General features: G+C 69.5%; 26 protein-coding genes and 1 pseudogene. 10 read left to right on the top strand and 17 right to left on the bottom strand.

Annotated features, from left to right (window positions below):
- Positions 1–3: 3 nt before the first annotated feature.
- The 7 genes from ACQP0P_RS24270 to ACQP0P_RS24300 all read right to left on the bottom strand — a co-directional run bounded on the left by ACQP0P_RS24270 (position 4) and on the right by ACQP0P_RS24300 (position 10,315).
- Complete coding sequence (locus ACQP0P_RS24270; protein WP_433381316.1) at positions 4–2,010, bottom strand: phosphocholine-specific phospholipase C; 2,007 nt, start codon at positions 2,008–2,010, stop codon at positions 4–6.
- Between the two features lie 15 nt (positions 2,011–2,025).
- Entirely contained in the window at positions 2,026–3,897 is a 1,872-nt protein-coding gene (locus ACQP0P_RS24275; RefSeq protein ID WP_433381319.1) for a glycoside hydrolase family 5 protein, read from the bottom strand.
- Complete coding sequence (locus ACQP0P_RS24280) at positions 3,894–5,897, bottom strand: beta-galactosidase (protein ID WP_433381322.1); 2,004 nt, start codon at positions 5,895–5,897, stop codon at positions 3,894–3,896. Before ACQP0P_RS24280 ends, ACQP0P_RS24275 begins: the two co-directional genes overlap by 4 nt.
- A gap of 4 nt (positions 5,898–5,901) precedes the next feature.
- Positions 5,902–6,738 carry a carbohydrate ABC transporter permease gene (locus tag ACQP0P_RS24285; RefSeq protein ID WP_433381325.1) on the bottom strand — a complete coding sequence of 279 codons (837 nt, stop codon included), beginning with the start codon at positions 6,736–6,738 and terminating at the stop codon, positions 5,902–5,904.
- 1 nt (position 6,739) lies between these two features.
- The gene (locus ACQP0P_RS24290) at positions 6,740–7,711 is read right to left on the bottom strand and encodes a carbohydrate ABC transporter permease (protein ID WP_433381328.1); all 972 of its coding nucleotides are present in this window, start codon (positions 7,709–7,711) and stop codon (positions 6,740–6,742) included.
- 1 nt (position 7,712) lies between these two features.
- Entirely contained in the window at positions 7,713–8,981 is a 1,269-nt protein-coding gene (locus ACQP0P_RS24295; protein ID WP_433381331.1) for an ABC transporter substrate-binding protein, read from the bottom strand.
- 128 nt (positions 8,982–9,109) lie between these two features.
- The gene (locus ACQP0P_RS24300; RefSeq protein ID WP_433381334.1) at positions 9,110–10,315 is read right to left on the bottom strand and encodes an ROK family protein; all 1,206 of its coding nucleotides are present in this window, start codon (positions 10,313–10,315) and stop codon (positions 9,110–9,112) included.
- A 109-nt stretch (positions 10,316–10,424) separates the two neighbouring features.
- Between ACQP0P_RS24300 and ACQP0P_RS24305 the strand changes: the two genes are divergently transcribed.
- Together ACQP0P_RS24305 and ACQP0P_RS24310 are read left to right on the top strand one after the other, a co-directional pair.
- Complete coding sequence (locus ACQP0P_RS24305) at positions 10,425–12,503, top strand: alpha-galactosidase (RefSeq protein ID WP_433381337.1); 2,079 nt, start codon at positions 10,425–10,427, stop codon at positions 12,501–12,503.
- A gap of 49 nt (positions 12,504–12,552) precedes the next feature.
- Positions 12,553–12,831 (top strand): hypothetical protein, encoded by a 279-nt coding sequence (locus ACQP0P_RS24310; RefSeq protein ID WP_433382566.1) that lies wholly within the window; start codon positions 12,553–12,555, stop codon positions 12,829–12,831.
- Here the strand turns inward: ACQP0P_RS24310 and ACQP0P_RS24315 are convergent.
- A complete protein-coding gene (locus ACQP0P_RS24315; protein WP_433381340.1) occupies positions 12,714–13,028 on the bottom strand; it encodes a MerR family transcriptional regulator in 315 nt (104 codons plus the stop codon). The genes ACQP0P_RS24310 and ACQP0P_RS24315 overlap by 118 nt on opposite strands.
- On the opposite strand from ACQP0P_RS24315, the gene ACQP0P_RS24320 reads away from it, so the two are divergent.
- On the top strand, positions 12,925–13,230 hold the full coding sequence (locus ACQP0P_RS24320; protein ID WP_433382568.1) for a hypothetical protein: 306 nt from the start codon (positions 12,925–12,927) through the stop codon (positions 13,228–13,230). The genes ACQP0P_RS24315 and ACQP0P_RS24320 overlap by 104 nt on opposite strands.
- A 463-nt stretch (positions 13,231–13,693) precedes the next feature.
- Here ACQP0P_RS24320 and ACQP0P_RS24325 read toward each other — a convergent pair whose 3' ends face one another.
- Positions 13,694–14,272, bottom strand: coding sequence for a TetR/AcrR family transcriptional regulator (locus ACQP0P_RS24325; protein WP_433381343.1), 579 nt, complete (start codon positions 14,270–14,272; stop codon positions 13,694–13,696).
- Between the two features lie 105 nt (positions 14,273–14,377).
- On the opposite strand from ACQP0P_RS24325, the gene ACQP0P_RS24330 reads away from it, so the two are divergent.
- Both ACQP0P_RS24330 and ACQP0P_RS24335 read left to right on the top strand, forming a co-directional pair.
- Positions 14,378–14,683, top strand: a complete 306-nt coding sequence (locus ACQP0P_RS24330) for an ATP-binding cassette domain-containing protein (protein WP_433381346.1) — start codon at positions 14,378–14,380, stop codon at positions 14,681–14,683.
- A gap of 57 nt (positions 14,684–14,740) precedes the next feature.
- Positions 14,741–15,034, top strand: coding sequence for a hypothetical protein (locus tag ACQP0P_RS24335; protein WP_433382571.1), 294 nt, complete (start codon positions 14,741–14,743; stop codon positions 15,032–15,034).
- A 39-nt stretch (positions 15,035–15,073) separates the two neighbouring features.
- On the opposite strand, the pseudogene ACQP0P_RS24340 reads toward ACQP0P_RS24335, so the two are convergent.
- Positions 15,074–16,266: pseudogene (locus ACQP0P_RS24340) on the bottom strand (RNA-guided endonuclease InsQ/TnpB family protein); the annotation flags it as partial.
- Positions 16,267–16,431: 165 nt separating this feature from the next.
- Here ACQP0P_RS24340 and ACQP0P_RS24345 point away from each other — a divergent pair.
- The gene (locus ACQP0P_RS24345; RefSeq protein ID WP_433381349.1) at positions 16,432–17,007 is read left to right on the top strand and encodes a dihydrofolate reductase family protein; all 576 of its coding nucleotides are present in this window, start codon (positions 16,432–16,434) and stop codon (positions 17,005–17,007) included.
- Between the two features lie 444 nt (positions 17,008–17,451).
- Positions 17,452–17,664, top strand: a complete 213-nt coding sequence (locus ACQP0P_RS24350; RefSeq protein ID WP_433381352.1) for a Tn3 family transposase — start codon at positions 17,452–17,454, stop codon at positions 17,662–17,664.
- Between the two features lie 16 nt (positions 17,665–17,680).
- Here the strand turns inward: ACQP0P_RS24350 and ACQP0P_RS24355 are convergent, their stop codons facing one another.
- Genes ACQP0P_RS24355 through ACQP0P_RS24365 form a run of 3 tightly spaced genes read right to left on the bottom strand, consistent with a single transcriptional unit; the run spans position 17,681 to position 19,289 of the window.
- Entirely contained in the window at positions 17,681–18,634 is a 954-nt protein-coding gene (locus ACQP0P_RS24355; protein ID WP_433381355.1) for an NAD(P)-dependent alcohol dehydrogenase, read from the bottom strand.
- Complete coding sequence (locus ACQP0P_RS24360; RefSeq protein ID WP_433381358.1) at positions 18,631–18,864, bottom strand: helix-turn-helix transcriptional regulator; 234 nt, start codon at positions 18,862–18,864, stop codon at positions 18,631–18,633. Before ACQP0P_RS24360 ends, ACQP0P_RS24355 begins: the two co-directional genes overlap by 4 nt.
- Positions 18,858–19,289 (bottom strand): hypothetical protein, encoded by a 432-nt coding sequence (locus tag ACQP0P_RS24365; RefSeq protein ID WP_433381361.1) that lies wholly within the window; start codon positions 19,287–19,289, stop codon positions 18,858–18,860. The genes ACQP0P_RS24360 and ACQP0P_RS24365 overlap by 7 nt, the downstream gene beginning before the upstream one ends.
- 58 nt (positions 19,290–19,347) lie before the next feature.
- On the opposite strand from ACQP0P_RS24365, the gene ACQP0P_RS24370 reads away from it, so the two are divergent.
- Positions 19,348–19,701, top strand: a complete 354-nt coding sequence (locus ACQP0P_RS24370) for a tyrosine-type recombinase/integrase (RefSeq protein ID WP_433381364.1) — start codon at positions 19,348–19,350, stop codon at positions 19,699–19,701.
- A gap of 57 nt (positions 19,702–19,758) precedes the next feature.
- On the opposite strand, the gene ACQP0P_RS24375 is transcribed toward ACQP0P_RS24370, so the two are convergent.
- From ACQP0P_RS24375 to ACQP0P_RS24385, 3 genes are all read right to left on the bottom strand, one after another.
- Positions 19,759–19,992, bottom strand: coding sequence for a DUF6245 family protein (locus ACQP0P_RS24375; protein ID WP_433381367.1), 234 nt, complete (start codon positions 19,990–19,992; stop codon positions 19,759–19,761).
- 320 nt (positions 19,993–20,312) lie between these two features.
- A complete protein-coding gene (locus ACQP0P_RS24380; RefSeq protein WP_433381370.1) occupies positions 20,313–21,287 on the bottom strand; it encodes a Mu transposase C-terminal domain-containing protein in 975 nt (324 codons plus the stop codon).
- Positions 21,272–21,964 (bottom strand): DDE-type integrase/transposase/recombinase, encoded by a 693-nt coding sequence (locus tag ACQP0P_RS24385; protein ID WP_433381373.1) that lies wholly within the window; start codon positions 21,962–21,964, stop codon positions 21,272–21,274. Before ACQP0P_RS24385 ends, ACQP0P_RS24380 begins: the two co-directional genes overlap by 16 nt.
- Positions 21,965–21,996: 32 nt before the next feature.
- Between ACQP0P_RS24385 and ACQP0P_RS24390 the strand changes: the two genes are divergently transcribed.
- On the top strand, positions 21,997–22,458 hold the full coding sequence (locus ACQP0P_RS24390; protein ID WP_433381376.1) for a hypothetical protein: 462 nt from the start codon (positions 21,997–21,999) through the stop codon (positions 22,456–22,458).
- 26 nt (positions 22,459–22,484) lie between these two features.
- Here ACQP0P_RS24390 and ACQP0P_RS24395 read toward each other — a convergent pair whose 3' ends face one another.
- Positions 22,485–23,084 (bottom strand): TetR/AcrR family transcriptional regulator, encoded by a 600-nt coding sequence (locus ACQP0P_RS24395; protein WP_433382047.1) that lies wholly within the window; start codon positions 23,082–23,084, stop codon positions 22,485–22,487.
- 85 nt (positions 23,085–23,169) lie between these two features.
- On the opposite strand from ACQP0P_RS24395, the gene ACQP0P_RS24400 reads away from it, so the two are divergent.
- Positions 23,170–24,168, top strand: a complete 999-nt coding sequence (locus tag ACQP0P_RS24400; RefSeq protein WP_433381379.1) for an SDR family NAD(P)-dependent oxidoreductase — start codon at positions 23,170–23,172, stop codon at positions 24,166–24,168.
- The last annotated feature ends 238 nt before the right edge of the window (positions 24,169–24,406 follow it).

Genomic DNA, 24,406 nt, shown 5'->3' on the forward strand with positions numbered 1-24,406 from the left:
GCGTCAGCCGGAGGCGCCGGCACGGCCGTCTTCGAGGCGGCCCATCATCCGGCGGTGAAAGGACGGGTCCTCGGCGACGGTCAGCCGCAGGTCGTACCAGCCGGACGCGGTGTCCCAGTCGACGACCGCCCGGTCCCCGGCCGCGACGGCCACCTCGCGCCGGCCGACGCCGTAGGCGAGCGCGTCGAGCGTGAACGTCAACGGCGCTGGTCCTGGGTTGGCGATCGTCACGGTGAGCCGCCGGCCGTCGCCGCAGGAGGACACCGCCGTCCGGGCCGCCGGGCCCGTACACGAGCCGGTGAACTCGCGCCGGAACCCGTTCGGGCCGGTGAGGGTCAGCTGGTAGCCGTCCTCTCCGACGGGGACGGTGCGGGACTGCGCGCCGAGCACGTCGAAGTGGCACGGGAACGCGAACTCCCCGGCGTACGGGTAGAGCGCGAAGTGGCTGCCCCGATCCCCGGCGTCCGTCATGCTGACGATCAGCCCGTCGTCCGCCAGGACGGCGGACGCCTCCGGCCGATACGGCAACGGCCGGGCGGGCCGAGTGCCGGGCTCCTGCGCGGCGAGCCGCCTCTCGGCGGGCGGGGTCGCCGGCCAGCGCACTCGGAACGGGGGCACGGTCACGGCCGCCTCGGCCGCCGTCGCCGCGGGTACGGCAGGCGGGGCCGACGTGAAGTCGAACGCGGAGGTGAGGTCTCCGGCGACCTGCCGCCGCCACGGGCTGATGTTGGGCTCGGCGACGTCCAGCCAGCGTTCCACGAAACGGATCGTCGACGTGTGGTCGAACACCTCCGAACAGACGTACCCGCCGACGGTCCACGGCGACACGACCGTCGTCGGCACGCGGTAGCCGAGCCCGATCGGCAGCCCGTCGACGAACTCGTGCTCGGTGCCTTTCGGTGGCAGCGGAGGCGGCACGTGGTCGTAGAATCCGTCGTTCTCGTCGAAGGTGAGGAACAGCGCGGTCCGCTCCCACACCGAGGGGTGCGCGGCGAGCGCGTCCAGGACCTCGTAGATGAGGCTGGCGCTGTGCGCCGGGCTGGACGGGTCGGGGTGCTCGGAGTACGCCTCCGGCGCGACGATGTAGGAGACCTGGGGCAGCCGCCCCTCGGCGACGTCCGCGCGGAAGGCCGCGGCGAGCCGCCCCGGCGGGACCCGGTGCAGGCCCCGCTCGTACGCGTCCCGCTCGGCCGGGGTGAGCGCCTCGACGCCTTCGCGCAGCGCCGTGAGCATCTCCTCCCGCTCCTCCGGGGGCAGCCCGGCAATCGACGTGTAGAAGGAGTGCAGGCTCCGGCAGGGCGTGTGGGCCAGGGCCTCACGGGCGATGCGCTTGAAGAACGCGAAGTACTCCAGGGAGTTGCACTGGTAGTTGTCCCACTCCTGGTAGACCCGCCAGGTCTTGCCCGCCGTCGTCAGCCGCTCGGGATAGGACGTGTACGGATAGCCCGGGTGGGTGTCCTCGTCGCAGGCGTCGTTGGCGGTGGTGCGCCGCCCGGACGGCTCGTAGCCGACGGTCCCCGACCAGTGATAGAGGCGGTTGGGGTTGGTCGGCCCGAACATCGAGCAGTGGTAGGCGTCACACAGCGTGAAGGTCTCGGCCAGCTCGAACTGGAACGGCAGGTCGCGGCGGTCGAAGTGGACCATCGCCCCCGGCCCCTTGCCCGCGATCCAGCCGTCGTGCCAGCCGCCGCCTCTGGTCCGCTGCCCGGTGTCCCACTCGTGGTCCACGCCCTCCACGTACTGGAGGTCGCCTTCGGTCAGGTTCCGGTGACCCATGCCGTCGCGTACCGGGTAGGGGAGGACTCCGGACTGGTCGAACACCGGCCTGCCGTCCGGCAGGGTGATGGCGTTGCGGTCGCCGAACCCACGCACTCCGCGCAGTGTCCCGAAATAGTGGTCGAAAGAGCGGTTCTCCTGCATGAAGAACACGACATGCCGGAGAGCGCCGAGCCCCCCTGGCGGCGCCGGCCGGGCCAGCGCCGCCAGCAGGGACGGGGGAAGAGCAGACAAGAGAGGAGATGCCTTTCAGAACTTGCGGCAGTAGAGCGCGTCGGGGGTGCCGTAGCGGCCGACCTTGTTGGAGAATGCGACGCCGGCGGCGTACTCGTCGGACGTGCACTGCGCCTTGTAGTAGCCGGTGGCGTAGTCGCCGCCCTCGCCGGAGGCGGGACGGCTGTTGCCCCGGTCGTCCCACAGCGTCCGCCCGGCCCCAGCCAGCGGGATCCGTCCGGGAGCGCAGAGGACGGCCGACACCCTGTCGCCGCGCAGACTGTAGCCGTTCATGAACGCGCCGGTGGGGCACTGGTACTTGGTGAACCCGGCCGCCCAGTCGGTCGTGACGTTCTCGCTGGTCACCACGGTGGCATCGCCGGAGCCCCACAGGTTCGCCACCTCGGCGTCCGTGCACAGCCCGCCTTGGCCCTTCTGGCTGATGCCGATCAGGCGCTGGTCATCCGGGCAGGACAGCTTGCGCGCGCCGCCGTCCCAGTCGCTCCTGGCCCGCATGCGCGCGGACTGGTTCGCGTCGGCGTGGATGGCCCGGAGCATGGACCAGGTGCGGACAGGGGCGGGCTGCCCGGCGAGTCCGGTGGCCGCGATCAGGCGGCGCCAGTGCGCCGCCCGCCAGTCGTCGGTGTCGGTGACACTGCGTCGGCCGCCGTCGGCGGCGTAGCGGATCAGCCCCCACATGTTGCCCTGGTCGTTCTCCTGGAAGCCGACCATCGGCCAGTACGCGTAGTCGATGTCGTTCTCGACGAGGAAGTCGACCATGTTGGCGAACCAGGTCTTGTCCTGGTCGGAGGCGTCCTTGCCGATGCCGAACTCGCTGATCCACACGGGGGCGGTGAAGTGCCGGTCCGGGGTGGTCGCCACGTAGGTGGCGGAGTCGCGCATGACCGCGAAGAGGTCGGTGCGGCTCAGATCCCGGTACCGGTAGTCGTGGGTCTCGCCCAGCCCGTCCGCGCCGGTGTGCTGTGGGCCCGTGTAGCCGTAGAAGTGCGCAGCGTAGACGAGCTTGTGCGAGCGGACGAGGGTCTGCGAGAGCGCCGCGACCGGCTTGAGCGTCGGCCGGTCGTGCCAGAAGCCGTCGAGGGGGATGCCCGACCAGTTGATCCCCTCGATCATGATCAGCAGATCGGGGTTGGCCTCGGTGAGGATCCGGTCGCCCGCCAGTTGCGCGGCGGCGGCCCAGTCATGGTTGTCACCCGAGCCCCAGTTGGGGTTGTCCCAGGTGTCCCGGCGTACCTCGTTGCGCAGGTCGGCGCCGACGACCCGGGTGTTGGCCCGGTACCGCCGCGCCATGAACACCCAGTCGTCCACCCATTTCTGGGTGGTCTGGCCGCTGTTCCACCGTTCGTTGCCGTCGACGCCGCAGCACCAGCGGGTGGTGGTCGTATGGTTGTTGAGGATGACGGCGAGCCCGTCGGCGGTGAGCGCCGCAACGACCTTGTCGAAGACCTGCAGCGGGGTGAGGCCGCGCAGCTGCGGGTTGGCCGCCACGCCCGCATCGGTGACCGGCCGCGAGTCGGTGAGCATCTGGTTGGAGAACGGCAGCCGCACGCTGTTGACACCGAGCGCGCGGAAGTCCGCGACCAGCGTGCTGAGCGGGACCCGGTCCAGGCCGAGCGGGACCCGATGGGAGGTCTCCGACGCATAGTTGTTGGCCGGGTCCTCGTCGTCGCCGCTGCCGGTCCAGGTGCCGCTGGAGCCGTGCCAGTTGCCGGACCGCAGTTTGAACCGCTTTCCGATGGCGTCCACGATGTAGCGGCCCTGCGTGCTGAGCGGCCCTTCCCAGGACGTCTCGAGAGGGGGCGGCGTGTCGGCCACGGCGGGATCGGGGGCCACGGTCAGGGTGCTGAGTGCGGCGGCGAGCACCGCCAGTAACGCTCGTGCTCTCATGTGGGCTCCTCGGACAGGGGGTGACGCGCGAGAACCGCGACGTCGAGGGGGTGGAGGACGACCTGCTTGACCTCGGGTCGCCCGGGGGCGAGCAGGTGGTGGAACCGGTGCGGAAGATCGACCGTGTGGGACTGGGTGGTGTGGTTGAGCAGCAGCAGGAACTCCCGGCCGCCGCCCGTGCGCACCGCCGCCTGCACACCCTCGGGCAGGCCGCGCAGCACCGGCTCGGCGCCCGCCTCGGCGAGCGCCTCAGCCATGACCGCACGCATGATCGTCTCGTCGGGGCGGGTGGCGACGTACCGGACCGTGCCCGCGCCGAACCGGTTCCTGGTGACCGCGGGCGTGCCGTCGGGGAAGGCCAGCAGGACGTCCGCGCCCTCGAGGCGTACGTCCTCCCGCCACAGATCGGCGGTGCCTTCCCCCAGCGGGAACGTCTCGCCTTCGGCGGCGGGCAGATACTCGTCGACACGCAGGCCGAGCGGCGCGCGCAGCGGCCCCGGGCAGCCGCCGTGATGGACCCGGTCGTTGCCGTCCACCACGGAGGTGAAGAACGACACCAGCAGGTGGCCTCCGGCCGAGACGTAGCCGGCCAGCCTCTTCGCGTGCTCCTCGGTGAGCAGGTACAGGTTGGGGATCACGACGAGTTTGTAGCCGGACAGGTCCGCGCCGGGCGGCAGCACGTCCACGCCCACGCCGAGGTCGAACAGCGGGCCGTAGTGATCCTGCGCCCGGTCGACGGCCTTCAGCCCGTCGGACGGATGGGAGTCGAGTTCGAGCGCCCACCAGCTGTTCCAGTCGAACAGCACGGCCACCTCGTTCGCCACCCGGGTACTGGCCAGCTCCGGCACGGCCGCCAGTTCGGCGCCCAGGGCGGCGACCTCCCGGAACACCCGGGTGTCCGTGCCCCCGTGCGGCACCATCCCGGAGTGGAACTTCTCCGCGCCGCCGCGCGACTGCCGCCACTGGAAGTACATGACGGCGTCGGCGCCGTGCGCGATCGCCTGCCAGCTCCACAGGCGCATCCGGCCGGGCGCCTTGACGCCGTTGCGCTGCCGCCAGTTGACCGCCGACGGCGCCTGCTCGACCAGGTACCACGGGTCGCCGCCGTGCGCGCAGCGCGCGAGGTCGTAGGCCAGGCCGGCCGCCACGTGCGAGCGCGGCCAGAACGGGTCGGGGTAGCTGTCGAGCCCGACGATGTCCATCCTGTCGGCCCAGGAGTGCACGTCCACCGCTTTGTGGTGGGCGAGGAAGTTCGTCAGGACCGGCACATCCGGTGTGACGCGCCGCAGGATCGCCGCCTCGATCTCAAAGCACGCGCGCAGCGCCTCGTTGCCGAACCTCTTGAAGTCGAGCTGCTGGGCCGGGTTGGCGTACGTCGGCGCGATCCTGGGCGGCAGGATCTGGTCGAAGGAGGTGTAGCGCTGGGACCAGAAGTCCGTGCACCAGGCCGCGTTCAGCGTCTCGACGTCGCCGTAGCGCTCGCGCAGCCAGCGGCGGAAGTCGCGGGCCGACTCCTCGCAGAAGCACTCCGCGACGTGGCAGCCGTACTCGTTGCCCACATGCCAGAAGCCCAGGGCGGGGTGGTCCTTGTAGCGTTCGGCGAGCACCTCGACCAGCCGGGCGGCCCGGTCGCGGTAGACCGGGCTGGACGGGCAGTAGTGCTGGCGGCCGCCCGGCGACAGGACGGCGCCGGAGGCGGTGACCGGCAGGATCTCCGGGTGCTCCGCCGCCAGCCACGGCGGCGGCGAGGCGGTCATGGTGGCGAGGTCGACGGTGATCCCCGCCGCCGCCAGCTCGTCCATCACCCCGTCGAAGTAGGAGAGGTCGTACTCGCCCCGAGCGGGCTCGACCCGCGCCCATCCGAAGACGCCGAGAGTGATCAGGTTGACCCCGGCCTCGCCCATCAGGCGCATGTCTTCGGCGCGGATCTCGTCGGGCCACTGCTCGGGGTTGTAGTCGCCGCCGAAGCCCAGACCGGGCAGGCGGTTGGTGGAACGCATGTGCTCAATCCTTCATGCCAGTGGCGGCGATGCCCTGGACGATGTGACGCTGGGCGACCAGGAAGACCACGACCAGCGGGAGGATGGTGACGACGGCGCCGGCGAAGAGCGCGGGAAGGTTGATCGCCTGCGAGGTGAGGAAGGTGGAGAGCGCGATCTGGGCGGTCCACGACTCCGGCTCCTGGCCGACGACCAGGGGCCAGAGGAAGGCGTTCCAGCTCTCGATGAACGACAGCGTGCCCAGCGAGGCGAGCAGAGCGCCCGAGTTGGGCAGGGCGAGTCGCCAGTACACGCCCAGGTGGCCGAGGCCGTCCAGGCGGCCGGCCTCCTCGATCTCCTGCGGGAACTTCAGGTAGAAGTTGCGGAACAGCAGCACCGAGAAGGCGTTGAACAGGCCCGGCGCGATGATGCCCCACTGCGTGTTGACCCCGCCCATCGCGCTGACCAGTACGAAGGTCGGCACGAACGTGGCGGAGGCGGGGATCATCAGGGTCACGATGATGAAGGACATCACCGCGCCGCGCCCTGGTACCGGGATGCGGGCCAGGGCGTAGCCGGCCATCGAGCCGAGCAGGGTGGAGACCGGCGCGGTGATGATCGCGATGACGAAGGAGTTCCCGAGCGCCTGGGCCATCGGCACGGACGGGTCCTCGAACACGTCGATGAAACCCTGCAGGCTGAACGGGTCGGGCAGCCAGTGCCAGTCCGGATCGGTGATCTGGAGGCTGGTCATCAGCGAGCCGCGGAGCATGAAGTAGAAGGGCACCAGGAAGAGCACGGCGGCGACGCCGACGACCAGGTAGGCCAGAATCTTCGCCGGAGTGCGCTTGGTCTTGCGCATGTCAGTCCTTCCGGCCGAATCCGACAACACGGCCCTGCAGCAGGGTCACCACGACGATCAGCATGGTCAGCATGAACGCTCCCGCCGAGCCCACACCGTAGTCCTGGCCCTTGAGCGCGGTGTCGTACAGAACGACCAGCGGGGGCCGTACCGGGGCGGTGGCGTTGCCGGTGGTGGTGGTGAAGATGTTGTAGAACTCGTCGAAGGCCTGGAACGCGCCGATCAGGATCAGCATCAGGATCGCCACCGAGGTGTTGCGCAGCATCGGCAGCGTGATGTGCCGGAACTGCGCCCACCGGGAGGCCCCGTCCAGCGCCGCCGCCTCGTACAGGTGAATCGGGATGGCCTGCAGGCCCGCCAGGAAAAGGATCATGTAGAGGCCGACCTGGAGCCATAGGCGGACCGTGATGATCACGATCCAGTACAGGGGCGGGTCGACGCCTGCGATCCAGGAGATGACGTCCCAGCCGAACAGGCCGCCGATGGTGTTGGCGACGCCGGACGGCAGGCCGTTGAAGAGGCTCATCTTCCAGATCAAGGCTGCCACGACGTAGGAGACGGCGGCCGGGATGAGGAAGCTGGTGCGGAAGAAGGCCCGGCCCCGGCGCATCCCGTGCAGCAGCACCGCGATCGCGAGCGAGAAGCCGAAGGTCACCGGCACAATGAAGATCGTGAACAGGATGATCCCGCTCATCGAGGAGCGGAAGGCCTCATCCTGGAGCAGGTACAGGTAGTTGTCCAGGCCTACCCAGGCTCCAAGGTCGACGGTGCCGCGAGCGTCGCTGAAGCTGAGCAGGAAGCTCCAGCCGATGGCTACGTACTTGAACAGGCCGAGGCCGATGAGCATGGGCGCGATCAGCAGCGTGAACGCACCCACGGCCCGCCAGTCCGTCCGGCCGCGGCGGCCGGACGGCTGGACGGCGGCCGGGCGGGCGGCCGTGGCCGCCCGCCCGCTTGTCGCTGTGCCGGACATGTCAGGCCAGCTGCTTGTCGAGCTCGGCCTGGCACTTCACCGCGGCCTCGTCGAAAAGCGTCTTGGCGTCGCCGCCGCTCTTGGCGATCTGCACGACGGCCTGCGCGAAAACGGTGTCCATCGCGGTGTTCCAGAGGTTCGAGTAGGCCCTGCTGGTGTTCGCCAGGACGTCGGCGGCCTCCTTGGCGGGGCCTGAGGAGAACTCGGTGGTCTGCGCGGCGACGCTCTTACGCGCCGGGACGTGGAAGCCGTAGCTGACGCACCAGTCCTTCTGCAGATCGGTCCGCTCGATCCAGAGCCACTTGAGGTACTTCTTGGCCTCTTCGACGTGCTTGCTCTTGGAGTTCACGGCCGCGTACCAGCCGCCGATGCGGGAGACGGGCTGACCCGCGTCGCCGAACTTCGGCCAGGCGATGACGCCGAAGTCGTCGCCGAGGGCCTTCTTGATGGCGGGCATGGCCCACAGGCCGGACCACTGCATGGCGGTGGCGCCCTGGATGAAGGCGGCCGGGTCGCCCCAGTCGGTGGTGAAGTCCAGCAGCAGCGACTTGTCGTCGTGCAGCTGCTTGAGGCCGCCGATCGCGGCGACGCCCTCGGGCGAGTTGAAAATGACCTTCTTGCCCTCGGGGTCGAGTAGCTCCGCGCCGTTCGACCAGAGCAGCAGGTACGACGCGTTGCCGATGCCGTCGGCGCCGACGTACAGCCCCTTCTGCTCCCGGCTGGTGAGCTTCTTGGCGGCGGCGGCCAGCTCGGCGAAGGTCTGCGGCGGGGCGATCCCGGCCTTCTCCAGGATGCTCTTGCGGTAGTACAGGACCATCGCGTCGTTCATCATCTTCAGGCCGTAGTGGCTGCCCTTGACCATGGCGGGCGCCAGCGTCGCCTCGGCGTACTCGGCCTCCTGCCCCTTGACGAGGTCGTCGAGCGGGGCGAGCAGGCCGTTCTTGACGTCGATGTACAGGAAGTCGCCGATCTCGAACAGGTCGGGCGCCTTCGGGGTGAGCAGCGTCGAGTGGAGCTTGGCCGAGTAGTCGCCCGCGATCCAGGTGACGTTGATGGCGACGTCCGGGTTGGCCTTGGTGTACTCCTTGGCGTACCGGATCACCGCCTGCTGGGTGCCGGCCTCGCCGTAGGCGTGGTACCACTGCTGCAGCGTGACCTTGGCGCCGGCCTTGACGGCGTCGTCCGCGCCGCACGCCGCGAGCGCCACGCCGCCGACGAAGAGAAGCGAGCCGCCCAAGAAGGCGCGGCGGGATGTCAGGGAAGTGCTCATTGGGGGGTTCCTTCCTGGGGCCGGGCGCGCGTCGGCCCATGAGGCGGGCCTGCGTTCCCGGAGACGGTGCCAGGTCGTGATGCGCGGATCCTCTCGGCTTCGCCGTGGCGGAGATCCGCGAACGCTCCCTAGCCTGAGGATGTGACCAGGGACTGGACGGCGACGGCCGCAGCGCCGCGCGCCCATTCCTCGAACGGCAGCGGACGGATGATGAGGCCGCACCGCGCCGCGCTGCCGTACGCCTGGGCGGAGAACGCCTCGCGGATCGATTCCTCGAACAGGTCGTAGGCGTCGAGTCCCTCGCCGGAGACCACGAGGCTCTCCGGGCCGAGGAGGTTCGCCACCACGGCCAGGCCGAGGCCGATGGCTCGGCCGGCGACGGCGAAGGTCTTGCGGAGGACACGGTCGCCCGAGCGGGCCAGATCGACCGCCTGGTCGATGGTGAGGTCGTCCACTCCCGTGGCGCGGCGAGCCTCGGTGAGCAGTGCCTGGGTGGAGGCCAGCGCCTCCAGGCAGCCCGTCGCGCCGCAGTGGCAGCGCGGTCCGTCGATGCCGATCGGCACGTGGCCGATCTCCCCGGACACGCCGAACGCGCCCGAGACGAGACCGCCGTTGACGACGAATGCGCTGCCGATGCCGGTGCCGATGGTGACCAGCGCGAAGGAGGACGCGCCGACGCCCGCGCCGAACCACTGCTCGGCGGTGGCGAGGGCCTTGACGTCGTTCTCCAGGGTGGTGGTGAGCCCGGTGGCCTCCTTCAGAAGGGCGGCGAGCGGGACGTCCCGCCAGCCGAGGAAGGGCGAGTAGCGCACGATCCCGGCGGCGCGGTCGACGTCGCCGGAGATGGCGACGCCGAGCCGGTGGGTCCGCTCCCGGAATCCGGGCTGCTCGTCCAGCAGCTCGGCGACGGTCGCGGCGAGGGCCGTGACCACGTCGGCGGGTTCCATGGGGGAGGCGGAGGCGTCGGTCCGCACGTCGAAGCCGGGCACGGCGTGGTGGCGTGCGGCGACGATCCGGGAGCCGAGGTCGGTGACCACGCCGATGAGGTCATCACCGGTGATCTTGATGCCGATGAAGTACTCGCGCTCGGGCGTGATCGCCAGCGGGCTGGCGGGCCTGCCCGCGCCGGGCGCCGTCCGCTCGGTGGGGGCCAGTTCCCGCAGGTAGCCCGCCTCGATCAGGGGGCGGGCGGCCTTGGTCACCGCCGCCGACGAGAGGCCGGTGAGCCGGCACACGTCGACCCTGCTCACCGGGCCCCGGGTGAGGACCATGGTGAACACCGCGCTGGCGGCGGGACTGGTGATGGGCGCCCCGGAGCCCTGGCTTCTCGGCATGCGAGTTACCGTAGGGTTTACTAATTAACTTCGTCAAGAATTTAATTCGGCGCGGATCGGCGCTACATTTCCCCGGACCGACGCCGCCCCCCACGAGGAGTGCCCCACCGTGATCGAGTACGACCCCCAGCGCCGGATCTGGCTGTTCAGCACGCCGACGACCGCGTACGCGCTGGGGCTGGACGACGACGGCACGCCGCGGCACGTGCACTGGGGACGCCCGCTGACGCTGGAGCAGGCGGCGGCGGTGCCGCGGTTCCGCGACCCGGCGGACAGCAGCTTCGAACACCCGCGGGCGGACAGGGCGGAGCTGCCCGTCACCGGGTTCGGGCCGTCCGCGCTCCAGGTCCGCTTCCCCGGCGGCGGACAGGAGATCGAGTGGCGGTATGAGGGGCACGCGGTGGACGGCGGCCACCTGACGATCCTGCTGCGCGACCGGTGCCATCCGCTCGCCGTCGAGCTGCACTACCGGGTGCACGCGGACGTCGACGTGCTGGAGCGGTGGACCGTGCTGCGGCACACCGGGGACGGCGCGCCGATCGAGCTGCTGCGCGCGGACTCGGCCTCGTGGGCGGTTCCCCACCTGGCGGCCTACCGGCTGAGCCACGTGACCGGGGCGTGGGGGAGCGAGTTCCGGCTGCGCCGCGACGCCGCGCCCGGGGGCGAGACCGTGCTGACCAGCCGGCGGGGTGTGTCAGGGCACCACGCCAATCCGTGGGTCATGATCGATGACGGCGCGGCCGGCGAGGAGCACGGCGAGGTGTGGAGCTCCGCGCTGGCCTGGAGCGGGAGCTGGCGGATCACGCTGCATCGTTCGCCCGCCGAACGCCTGTGCTGGAGTGGCGGGTTCGGCCATGAGGGCGTCACCTGGCGGCTGGAGCCGGGCGAGACGCTGGAGACGCCGGTGTTCGCGGGCCTGTACCGCCCCGACGGGTTCGGCGGGACGAGCCGGTCCTGGCACGCCTACATCGCGCGGCACGTGTTGCCCGCCGCCTCCGAGTCGCGTCCGGTGCTCTACAACTCGTGGGAGGCGACCGGCTGGGCGGTGACGGAGGAGGGGCAGAAGCGCCTGGCGGGCCTGGCGGCCGAGGTCGGCGCGGAGCTGTTCGTCATGGACGACGGCTGGTTCGGCGCGCGCGACAGCGACGAGGCCGGGCTCGGCGACTGGACGCCGAACCCCGGCAAGTTCCCCGCGGGGCTGGACGGGCTGATCGCCGAGGTGCACCGGCTCGGCATGCGGTTCGGGATCTGGGTGGAGCCGGAGATGGTCAATCCGGACAGCGACCTCTACCGCGCCCATCCCGACTGGGTGCTGCGTCAGCCGGACCGGCGCCGCACGCTGCTGCGCAACCAGTTGGTGCTCGACTTCGGGCGGCCCGAGGTGGCCGCGTGGGCGCACGACTGGCTGGACCGGCTGGTGGCCGGCCACGCGATCGACTTCCTCAAATGGGACATGAACCGGGCCTTCACCGAGGCAGGACGGCCCGGGACCGGCGACCCGGGCCGGGTGTGGATCGAGCACGTGCGCGGCGTCTACGAGGTGATGGACCGGCTGCGCGCCGACCACCCCCGGCTGCGGATCGAGGCGTGCGCGGGCGGCGGAGGCCGGGTCGACCTCGGTGTGCTGCGCCGCACCGACGAGGCCTGGACCTCCGACAACACCGACGCCGTCGACCGGATCGCGATTCAGCACGGGTACGGGCAGATCTATCCCACCCGCACGATGGCGGCCTGGGTGACCGACAGCCCCCACTTCCTGACCGGCCGGGAGCTGCCGCTCCGGTTCCGCTTCCACGTGGCGATGGCCGGCGTGCTCGGCGTGGGCGGCGACCTGTCGCGGTGGAGCGCCGCCGAGCGGGCGGAGGCGGCGGAGCTGGTCGCGATCTACAAGGAGATCCGCCCGGTCGTCCAGCACGGCGTTCACCACCGGCTGGGGGAGCCGCCGCTGACCGGCGCGCAGTACGTCGCGGACGACCGGGTGGTCGTGCTCGCCTGGCGGCTCTCCTCCCGCTTCGGGGCCCCGCCCGTCCCGCTGCGGCTGCGCGGCCTGGACCCGGACGCCCGTTACCGCGACGACGACACGGGGGCCGTCCATCATGGGGCCGTCCTCCTGGCGCATGGCCTGCCCCTCGAACTGCCGGGCACCGACCACACCAGCGCCCTCGTCCGCCTGACCCGTATCGCCTGAATCACTCCTACAGGGGCAGGGCGGTGGTGAGGCGGATGTCGTCGAGTGAGTGGCCGCTCTGGAGCGCGTAGTCCCCGGAGACATGGCGGCGCGGGCGCCGCGCCCGGACCGCGCCCTGAAAAAGATCACCAAAGCCGGCGGTGAGGCCGTTCTGATCGACGGCACCCTGATCCGTACCCGGCGCCGCAGCGGGAACGACAACCGCAAAAACTACTCAGGCAAGCACAAAACACACGGTCTGCTCTTCCTCGCCATCACCGATACCGCCGGAAACCTGCTGTGGATCTCCGCCAGTGAGAATCCGAGCGTCTGCGCCGTGCGGACGTAGTGCAGCCAGGCCACCGTCTCGGGAGGAAAGTCACGGTAACCATTGGCCAGCCGTCGACCTGCGACGAGGCCGACCTTCTCGTAGAACCGGATGGTGTCCCTGGTCATACTGGGCGCCCTGCCGGCACTCGACCCGATGCAGACCCTGTACGCGAATCTGATGGGCTCGGTCGTCGTGGTCTGGGCCTTTCTGCGCATCGTCAGGCCACTACCGGTGCACGGACTGCTCGACGGCGCCGCGCGCATGCTGTTCGCAGCATGGCAGGCATACGCACTGGCCCACGGCGCCACGCGGCTGTTGTGGCTGTTCCTCATCGCCGAGGTCGCGTTCGGCGTGGTCCAGCTTGTGCCGTGGTGGCGTAGCCGACGTCCTCAGCCAATCCCCGCCAGCCTGCTCTGATCGCCCACCCAGCCACGGCGAGAGCGGTGAAGTCGCCCCCGGGCGGGTCCGGGTCCACGTCATCGAGGCGCGGTCGCAGCACACTCGATGCCTGTACCTCCCGAGCCGGGGCGGAGTGCGGTGGAGGCGCGGTGTCGGGAGAGGCGTTCTCCGGCATCGGCGACCGCTGCGGCGGAAGGGTGCGAGCGTCTCAGGGACGCTCAGAGAAGTCCTCGCGATGCGCGTATCGCCTGTCCCAGGACGAGTGGCAGGCGGTCGCCACCGGCTACCAGGCGATCGAGCAGCCCCCGGGCGGGGGCCGTCGCCGGCGCCGACGACCACGGCGCGGATGCAGGAGCGACAAGACGCTGACGACCTTGCCGCCGCCCGGACACACGGCCCCAAGCTCGGTCTGGACCTCCTCGACGACTCACCCTGCACGATGTTGAGCGTGAGGAACGCCTTTCGCGTTGTCCATTCTGTCTCAAGTCCTCGGTTTCATCCCGGCGAGCAGTACTTCGACTAAGCGATCGACGTAGTCATGCGTCAGCGGCTCCTGGGTGATCAGAAGCTTGAAGTACGGGGGACCGGACAGGATCGCCATGGCCAGGTCGAGATCCAAATCGGGCGAGATCTGCCCATGCTCCTTGGCCGCCCGTAGGCGGGCGACGGTCTTGTCCTCCTGCGGGCGGATGAAACGTTCGTTCAGGCCGGAGGCGACCATGGGGTCGTACTGAGCTTCGCCCACCAAGGCCTGGAAGAGCGGGCCCCACGGCGGATTGGCCAGCAAATCGACCGCTGCGTGTATCTGCCGACGCAGGTCGGCCACGATGTCGCCGGTGTCGGGGTAGTCGAGGACGGGCTCGTTCAGCGACAGGAGCGAGTCGAGGAACAGCAGGCCTTTCGAGGGCCAGCGGCGGTAGATCGTGTGCTTGCCGACACCGGCGCGGGCGGCGACCGCCTCGATGCTGAGCTTGGTGTAGCCGGCCTCCTGGGCTAGCGCGAGCGTGGCCTGCATGATCGCCCTGGTGCGGGCGGTGGCTCGATCCTGACTGGTGGTCACCGCGTCATTCTATCGGCACGGCACGTGCCGTTTTGACAGATGCGGCGGCGCGCGCCCAGAATGGCGAACGGCACGACACGTGCCGTTCCAATATATGCGTAAGACTTGCCCAGGAAGGACGTCCGTGCTCGACCTCTCCGTCCCTGCCATCGAGGTGGCGAACCTCACCCAGCGTTTCGGCTCCGTCTGCGCCGTCGACGGGCTCAGCCTGAGGGTCCGGCGGGGATCTGCTACGGCATCGTCGGCCCCAACGGGGCCGGCAAGACCACCACCCTGATAGCCGTGTGCGGGTTACGGGAACCGACCTCGGGCTCGATCACGATCGCCGGCCACGACCTGCGGGCCGATCGGGAGGCGGCGCTCGCGCAGCTCGGCGTCATGATGGACGGAGATCCCTGCCTGAGTGGCTGACCGCCACCGAGGTGCTGCGCTATAGCGCCGGTCGGTGGCGCGGTCGCCGCAGCGGCGGTGGGTTGCGCCATCGCGCCGCTGCTGGCGCTCGTGATGCCGGCCGTGGGCGCCGGCGCCCGCGACCGCGTCTATCCGGGCGATCCGACCGGCGGGCAGATGACGGTCTTTCCAGTGTCCTGCCGGCCGCCATCCTGCCCGGCGTCATCGGCGCGAGCCGGCGGCCTGTGGTGGGTGACCGTCCTGTCCGTGGTCCCCGTCCTCACCCTGAGACTGCTCCAGCGACGTGGTACCGCACTTCTCGACACGATGGCCTCCCGCGACGCCGTCGCGCTCCGCTCCACCTGTTCCTGAATTGACATCCTCCCCCTCGTAAACGAGGGGGATTCCCACGGTCGCCCGTGAGGGTTCCTGCTTCACCGCCGGTTGCCCGCCCGAGAGGACTCTCGTTGAGGTCTTACACCGGCTCCACAGGCGTTTTACCTCTCCGCCAGCCCGGCGGCGAGGATGTTCTTCGCGGCGTTGACATCCCGGTCATGGGCGGCACCGCAGGCACACACCCACTCGCGAACCCCCAACGGCATGGACCGCTGGATCGCGCCGCACGCCGAGCACAGCTTCGAACTGGGAAACCAGCGGTCCACCGCTACCAGCGTGCGCCCGTACCACCGGGCCTTGTACTCCAGCATGGAGCGCAACTCCCGCCAGGACGCATCCGAGACGGCGCGGGCCAGCGAGCGGTTCTTGACCAGGTTACGGACGGTCAGGTCTTCCACGGCGATCACTTGGTTCTCGCGAACAAGCCGTGTCGTGACCTGGTGCAGGTGATCCCTTCTGCGGTCGGCGATCCGGGCGTACACCCCGGCGACCTTCAGCCTCGCCTTGGCCCGGTTGTTCGACCCCTTCTCCTTACGGGCCAGCGCCCGCTGGGCCTTGGCCAGCTTGCGCCGGTCGGCTCGTTCGTGACGCGGGTTGACGATCTTCTCCCCGGTCGACAGCGTCGCCAGTGCGGTGATGCCCGCGTCCACCCCCACGCTCTGCTCGACCGGCGGCAGAGGGCTGATCTTCTCCTCGACCAGCAGGGACACGAACCAGCGGCCCGCCGCGTCCCTGCTCACGGTGACGGTGGACGGCTGTGCGCCCTCGGGAAGGGGACGCGACCACACGATGGCCAGCGGCGCGTCCATCTTCGCCAGCGTCAGTGCGCCCTCACGCCAGCGAAACGCCGACCGGGTGTACTCCGCGCTCGCCCGCGACTTCTTGCGGGACTTGAACGTGGGGTACCTGGCACGCTTGGCGAAGAAGTTGGAGAACGCCGCCTGCAGATGGCGCAGCGCCTGCTGCAACGGCACCGACGACACCTCGAACAGGAAGTCGTAGGCACCGCCGCGCTTCCACTCGGTCAGCCGGGCGGAGGACTCCACGTAGGAGACGCGACGCCCTTGGAGGGTGTAGGCGCGGGTGCGTTCCTCCAGGGCCTTGTTGTAGACCAGGCGCACACAGCCGAACGTCCGGGCCAGCTCGCCGGCCTGCTCGGGGGTCGGGTGGAAGCGGTACTTGTAGGCCCGCTTCACGATCTGCGCCACGCCTCACACCATACCGTGCGATCAGCTGAGGATCGTGCGTGTGTTCGGTACGGCGGTCCGCCTGGCGGCGAATCGCCTGCCCCTGTCCTGCTCCGCAGGAGCCCGACTCCTCCCCCCGCCTGAAGGCGGGGGTCTCCTCGGAGGTATCTGATGAAAGTTGGTTCGATGACCAAACGCAAGCTCGTGTACTTCGTCGCCTCCAGCGTGGACGGCTTCATCGCCGGTCCGGACGGCGCCGACCCGACCGGCCCGGGAGGGTTCTGGCCGATCGCCGACGACTACGCGCAGTACATCGTCGCCGAGTACCCCGAGACCCTGCCCGGCCCGGCGCGCCAGGCCCTGGGCGTCACCGCCCCAGGCACCCGCTTCGACACCGTGCTGGAAGGACGGCACTCCTACGAGGTCGGGCTCAAGGCCGGGTTCACCGACGCCTACCCGCACCTGCGTCACATCGTCTTCTCCCGCACCCTGTCCGCAAGCCTCGATCCGGCCGTCCAAGTCGTCTCCGGCGATCCCGCCGCGGTCGTGCGCGAGCTGAAGAACCAGGAGGGCAAGGATATCTGGCTGGTCGGCGGCGGAGCCTTGGCGGGCAGCCTGTACCGGGATCGGGGTGGGCAAGACGGCGACGCGGCTCGGCGAGGCTCTGGAAGTGCTGTGGGGCACCGCTGCGGTCAACACCGGGAACGCCCGCCGCGCGTCGGTGCTGTCCTGGCTGGGATGGTGCCGCGAGCGCGGCCATGAAGCGCCGACGGTCCCGGCGTGGACCAAGCGGCTGACGGTTCCAGACTCGGAAACCCCGGTCCGTTCGCGCATGGCCATCGAGCGGCTAATCGCTCGCCGGGAGGTGCATCTGAGGGAGAAGACGCTGTATCGAAAGGCGCCGTCCTCGCCCTCAACGGCTGCTGATGGCTCTCTAGAACGCGGCAGAGGTCAGAAGGCATAAGGGCCGAAGCGGCCCCAGGCGATGACAACGGCCAGGGCGGGGACTGTACGGTTTTCGGCGCACGCCGTTAACTGGACACCCCCGGTCTCCGGTTGATTTGGCGAACCTCAGTTGGCCCCGAGTTCTCCGACTGGAGCCAGAAACCACTTGTACAACCACGAGGTCTACGCCGTCCAGTTCGGCGGCATGTACTGGATAAGGGCCTGCTCTGCGACACTCTGGCCTGGACGCAGGAGTGGTACGTGCGGGAGGCCGACACCGTGATCGTCAACCACCACTACACGCTGGAACTGGCCAAGAGGTTCGGCGGCGGCACGATGTCGTCCTCGGACGGGCAGCGCTTCCCGGTGCGCGGCAAGTCTCTGACCGGCCGGGACATGGTCATCCACGACGGCCGGGTCCTGTCGACCGTCATCGGATGCACCTCTCTGCCAAGACTCGCCGCAGGACCTTGATCCCGGCGCCCCGGGGTCACTCAACCGTGATGACGAGCTTTCCGGGCGCGTTGCCCGCCGCCAGGTCACCCACCGCGGTGGAGGCCTCCGCCAGGGAGTACGTGCGCCCGACGGCCGGTCGCACGGTCCCGGCCTCGATGAGGTCGCGCAGCGCGTCCAGGTCGGCGGTGCGGGTCAGCGCGATCCGCGCCTCCAGGCGCTGGCGCGTGAACGGGGTGATCAGCCGGACGGCCAGCACCCGGCCGAGCCCGCCGAACCATCGACCGCCGCCCTCGCCGCCGACGATGGCGAGCCGGCCGCGCTCGGTGAGCAGCCCGCGCAGCAGGGCCAGCGGCCGGATGCCCGCGATGTCGATGATCAGATCGTATGTCCCGGTGAGCGGCTCGCGCGTGTAGTCGATGACGGCCTGGGCGCCCAGTGACCGGACGAGGTCGGCCTTGGCTGTGCTGCACACGGCGGTGACGTGGGCGCCGCCGGCGACCGCGAGTTGCGTCGCGAAGCTGCCCACTCCGCCGCCGGCGCCGATGACCAGCACCTTCTCGCCGGCGGCGACCTGGCCGACGGCCCGCAACGCGGTCACCCCTGACACGGGTACGGCCGCCGCTTCGGTGAAGCTCAGGTTGGCGGGCTTGCGGGCGAGCTTGCCCGGGCGGGCGAGCGCGAACTGCGCGTACGTGCCGGTCGCCGCGCCGTACACCTCGTCGCCGGGGCGGAACGCGGTCACGTTGGCGCCGACGGACTCCACGACGCCGGCCACGTCCATGCCCGGCACGCGGTTGCGGGGCCGGCGCAGGCCGAAGCCGAGGCGGCCGATGAGCGGCAGCCCGGTCATGATGTGCCACACGCCGTAGTCGACGCCGGCCGCGTGTACCCGGATCAGCACATCGTCGGCTCCGGGCGTCGGGATCGGGACCTCGCCGAGGCTCAGCATGTGCGGCGGGCCGTACTCGTCCTGGACGATCGCCCTCATGAGGGGTCTCCTTCGGTGTCGGGGTACTGGAAGACGTCGTCGAGTCCGACCCGGAACACCCGGGCGATGCGGAACGCCATCTCCAGCGAGGGGGAGTAGCGACCCTGTTCGATCGCGATGATGGTCTGGCGGGTGACGCCGACCCGGTCGGCCAGCTCGGCCTGGGTCATCTCGTCGTGCGCGAACCGCAGGGCCCGGATCGCGTTGGTGACCTGCGTCGGCTTCACCACGTCTGGAAGCCGCCCTTGCGGTACGCCATGATCTTGGCAAACGAGCTGAGCACCGAGGACAGCACGAACGCCAGGTAGACGGCGTTGGCGATCCAGAAGTGGCGCAGCTCGGCGATGGCCATGACCAGTACGGCGAGCGCGCCGATGACGACGATCGACTGCCCGATGCGCTCACTGACCTGGTTGATCTCACGGTCGCGCTCGTCAGTGCGGTCGGCGCCACGGCCGCCCGCGATAGCCATCGCGATGTGGGCCACGATCGCGGCGACGATGGCGCCACCGATGGTCCACAGCAGAGTTCCCGCGTAGGCGACGTCGGCGAGCGAGCCTTCGCCGACCCGGCCCAGGATGGTCACCACGTAGATCGTGTACGCGCCGACGGAGACCACGATCATCACCCAGGCGCGCTTTTCCTCGAAGGCCATGCCCGCTCCTCATGTAAAACAAAGCTGACATCAATCAATGTAAAGCGCCCTGGACATCATGTCAAAGTTTTTTTACACGACCGGCGGCGCCATAGCGCTTGGCGCGGTGTTGCGGAGAGGGGCCCCGCTCGGGTTCGCGTACACCGCTGGCCCGCTGCTCCGCGCCAGCATCAACGGCACCGGCGGGCCGCTGTCCTACGACGCCGCCCACCATCGCTGGCAGACCTACTGCGCCGCCGTCGGCGTCGAGATCGACATCCACCAACTGCGCCACGCCCACGCCACCGAACTCATCAACGCCGGCGTCTCCACCGAGACCATCCAGCTGTATGCGCTGCTCGATGACAAGATCGCAGACGCCGAAATCCGTGCTGCCCGCCGACACCGAGATCAGACAGCCCGTCATACCTGACGTCTACCGCCCGGCGGTCCTGGATCAATGAGCCACAAGATCAACGCTGTTTGGGGCTCATGACACATTTCTTACCGGCACCCCATCCTGGGCGATGAGCTTCAAGGGGCCGGCCACCCGCAGCGCCTGCCAGCGCAAGAAGCCCGTCAGCTTTTCGGCGTCATCGGCGACGCCCGCGGTCGCCAACTGCCGGCGGTGCGCGGCCGCCAGGCCCTCGGTGTCGGTGGCGGCGGTCTCGGTGAGCATCGCCTCGATCTGCACGGCGCCGAGCAAGGCGTTGGCCAGCCGCATCCGGTAGGGGCCGTCCCCGCTTGAGCCGGGCCGCCTCTGCCGCGTGCTCGTCGGCGGTGTTCGCGTCGTACAGGCCGAGGGCGGCCAGGGCGGCGCCGAGCTGCTGGGCGGAGGCGGGCAGATCGGACGACAGCGGAGGGAGGGGCATGGCCGCTCACCGTAGGGCGTGGCGGTCCTCGGGCGACGTTGATTTCGCGACTTTCGCGACACCCCTATGCGCGGGCACGTGAGGAGCGGGGCGGCCGTGTGACCTGCAACGCAGCTTGGCCGGGAATCTGCAACATTATTTGGCCGCGTACGTCACGGACAGCAGCGGGTGGTCAGCTGATTCCGATGACAAGAGCATCGCGGGCAGCGTCGATGACCTCGGCGGTGATTCGATCGACGCCGTCGTTGAGTTTCATCACCCGTTCGGCTTGTTCCAGAAGCCGGGTGACCAGCCGGAAGTTGCCTGCGGTGGTGCGGTTGATCGCGGCGATGGCCTCGGTAGTGGTGGCATCGGGGATGCCCAGGCCAAGGCGGGCGAAGGCTGTGGTCAGGACGGTGGCGAGTTCGTCGGCGGCCAGGGTGCGGTAGTGGTGGACGAAGCCGATGCGGCTGTAGAGCTGGGGATAGCGGGCCAGGCGCTTTTCGATGCCGGGCATGCCGATGAGGATCAGCCCCAGGCTGCTGCGGTCATAGAAGTCGCGGACCTGCTCAAGGGCGCGGGTGGTGAGCCGTTCGGACTCATCGATGATGACGAGTTCGGTGTAGAGGCTGGCACCGTGGAGGTTGGTTTCGCGCTTGGGGGCGTCGATGTCGCGGGCGCGGACCATGGCATGGCGGTTGGTCAAGCCGGTCAGGTCCGTAAGGGCCCGGCCGGGCGGGGTGTTGATCAGCGGCGTGTAGAGCACGGCGTGCCAGTCGGGCCGGTTAGCGCCGACGTGGAACCAGTCGGCCAGGGCGTGGGGCATCTCCAGCAGTGGGCGTTGTTCCGGCCAGCGCGCGTAGGAGTGGGCCGATAAGGTCTTGCTGACGCCGGCGGGGCCGTAGCACAGGCCGATGTAGCGGGAGCCGCGCACGGTGTCGGCGAACTCGCAGCAGATCGCCCGGCAGATGAAGACGCCGCGGTGGAAGATCCGCAGTTCGGCCAGGTCGCGGGGGTCGTACCGGATGACGACGCTTTCTCCGACGAACGCGGCCAGCGTGGGGTCCAGGTAGCGCAGGCCGAACGCGTGGATGCCGTCGGGGTGTACTTTGCGGGGCTTGGCAACGGTGAGCAGCAGTAGGTCCAGCTGTTCTAGGGAGTCGGGCATCTGCGGCAGGAATCCGCCCTGCGCCCAGCGAGCGGCCGGTGCTGGCGGGTTCCAGGATGAACGCGCAGGTGGTAGTGGCCGACGATCCAGGTGTTCAGGGCCTCATCGAGCTGGGTCAGGCTCAGCTGGGCCTGACCAGCGCGGTCGGGCAGGCTGGCGGGCGCGTAGCCGGGCAGCGTCGACAGGCACATCTGGTGCACGATGGCGAACAGTCGCTCGATCTTTCCGCGGCCGCGCGGCTGACCGGGCAGGGAGAACACCAGGCGGATCTTCAGGTCGGCGGCGACCTGTTCCAGGTGCGCCGAGGTGAAGTCGGAGCCGCGGTCGGTGTAGAAGACCGCAGGGATCCCGCAGACCTGCCAGTGTGGGTCGCCCTTGCGCCAGATTGCCCGCCGCAGCGTCAAGGCGGCGCCTATGGCGCTGGGTGCCTCCAGGCTCAGCCTGTGGGCGGCGATCGCCCGGGAGTATTCGTCGATGATCAGCGTCAGCCATGGCCTGGCCGGGGTGCCGTCCTCGGTCAGGATGTAGAAATCCAGCTCGGTTTGGTCGGCCTGCCAGCTGGCGTTCGGCGCGTCCACCTCCCGGCGGCCGATCAGCTCGAAGACATCGGCGTAGCGCTTGCGGCCCTCGTGGGCCAGGCAGCGGCCAGACCACCCCGGCGGTAGCGCGCCACCCACCGCCGGGCCGTCCGTACCAAGATCTTGCCTGTATGGGCGACCTCGGACAAAGCGATGGTGTCTTCCAGGTGAGGCTGCAAGATCCCAAATCGCCGCACGGCTTTCTCCCGCGCGGTCACGGTCAACTGCGCCAGCGGCGGCGATGGCTCCACCCCTGCGCCGGGCCTGTTCATGGCTTCACGGTAACCGGGACCGGGCCAACCGGGGAGTGGTCGCATTCTGCGATCCACCAGGTCGATGAGGTGGTGATGCCGTTCGACCAGTCCGTGCCGGCCCGGGAGTCCAGCGCGAAGATCAAGACGGATGAGGCGTTGATCGAACGGGCCAAGGCGGGTGAGGCCCGGTCAATCCTCATCGTCGGTGTCGTCACCGTCAGGATCACACACCTGATCAACCAGCTACACCGGCCTCGGCGTGGGGCCCGGGAGGCCCGGCACGGGGCGCATCGAAATCCCAGCTCACAGGAGATTTGGCGGCTCATCGCGCAGTTCTGAACGAATCATGGCTGGGATGGACAGGGTCAGGAGACGGATTGCGCCACCAAGGCCATGGCCTGCCGCATGGCGTTCCGTACCTCGTTGGGTCCGTCGCCGCGCTGCAGCGCGGTCAGTGCGGATGCGCTGATCGCGCCCACCATCGCGCCGACCAGGGCGGAGGCGGTGATCGTGTCGAGTCTGTCGGGGAATGCCCGCTGCAGCGCCTGGGCCAGTTCGGCCTGCGCGGTGAGGTAACGCTGCAGCAGCCGGGCCTGCAGCGCCGGCACCGAGGCCGCCAGCCGTGCCCGCAGTGCCGCGAGCCCGCTGGGGAGGTCGCTGTCCCAGGTGTTGGCGATCATCTGGTCCATCGCCCGCACCAACACCTCGGGCAGCCGTTCCCCGGCGCGGCGCTCGGCGATCACCTGCAGCGCCAGATCGACGCGCACGTCGGCATTGGCCAGGAGCACATCCTCCTTGGCCTGGAAGTGGAGGAAGAAGGTGCGGGGGGACACCTCCGCGGCGTCGGCGATCTCGGCCACGGTCACCTGGTCGTAGCCCTTGTCCTCGAACAGGCGCACCGCCGCCTCGATCAGTGCCTGCCGGGTGCGCAGCTTCTTGCGCTCCCGCAGTCCGTGTTTTTCCATCACGCAGGGCAGTTTAGTTCATCTTCCGAATTGATGCATACTGTGAATCACTACATAGACTGCAGTCAATGAAAGGTGATCATCCATGGGAAGTCTGGACCGACGCGTCGTCCTCATCACCGGAGCAGGGCGCGGCATCGGGCGGGAAGAGGCGCTGTTCTTCGCCGCCGAAGGCGCCAAGGTCGTCGTCAACGACCCCGGCGTCGCCATCAACGGCACGGGCGGCGACGCCGGCGTGGCCGCGAAGGTCGTCGAAGAGATCACTGCCCGCGGCGGACAGGCCGTGGCCAACACCGACAGCGTCGCCGACTGGGACGGCGCCCGCCGCATGGTGGAGACGGCCCTGGAGTCCTTCGGCGACCTGCATGTAGTGGTCAACAACGCGACCATCGAACGGAACATGGGCCTGACCGACCTGTCGGAGGAGGACTTCGACGACGTCGTGGCCGTCAAGCTGAAGGGCACCTTCGCGGTGACGCACTGGGCGGCCCGCCACTGGCGCGACCGGTATCAGGCAGGGGCCCACGCCGACCGCGCCGTGGTCAACACCTCCTCCGGCTCCGGGCTGCTCAACCCGCTGCCCGCGCAGGTCTCCTACGCGGCGGGCAACGCCGGGGTCGCGGCGGTGACCACCGTGGCCGCCCTCGAACTCGGCCGGTACGGCGTGCGGGTCAACTGCATCTCGCCCTCGATGGTCCGCACCCGCCTCACTCTCGCCGTTCCAGGCATGAGCCAGGAACCGCCAGCGGGCCGGTTCGACCCACTGCACCCAGCCGCCAGTGCGCCTGTTGCCGCCTACCTGGCCAGCGCAACCTGCCCGCTCACCGGCCAGGTGCTGTCGGTACGGGGCGGAACGGTCGCGGTCAACCACGGCTGGTCCCTCGGTGGCCACATCCACAAAGACGGGCTGTGGAGCGTGGAGGAACTGGCCGAGAAGGTGAAGGAGTTGCCGATGGACGACCCGTTCGGCAAGCTCGCCCAGGCCCTGACCGGCGCACTCGGCACCGTCGGACGCGACCAACTCCAGGAGATGATCAACGCCCTGCTTGACCAGGGAGTCCACTCCGACGCGGCCTCCGCATGACGCGATGAGCCACATCCCGGACCGCGTGCTCAGTCACGCGGCCCGGGGACGGATGGGGGTCTGTTTTATAGGTGACCGCCTGTGAGGTGCATCCGTTCTCTGCGATCTCGTGATCTAGGCAATCCGATCATCGCAGGTCGGAGGCACCTTTCTCCATTAACGATCATCAGGATGAAATAGCGTGAGGAAGTAAAAGGGCAATCCGGAGAAATAGGCAGCCGGGAGGTCCTCAAGTCTG

This window comes from Streptosporangium sp. CA-115845 (assembly GCF_050943795.1).
Lineage (GTDB): Bacteria > Actinomycetota > Actinomycetes > Streptosporangiales > Streptosporangiaceae > Streptosporangium.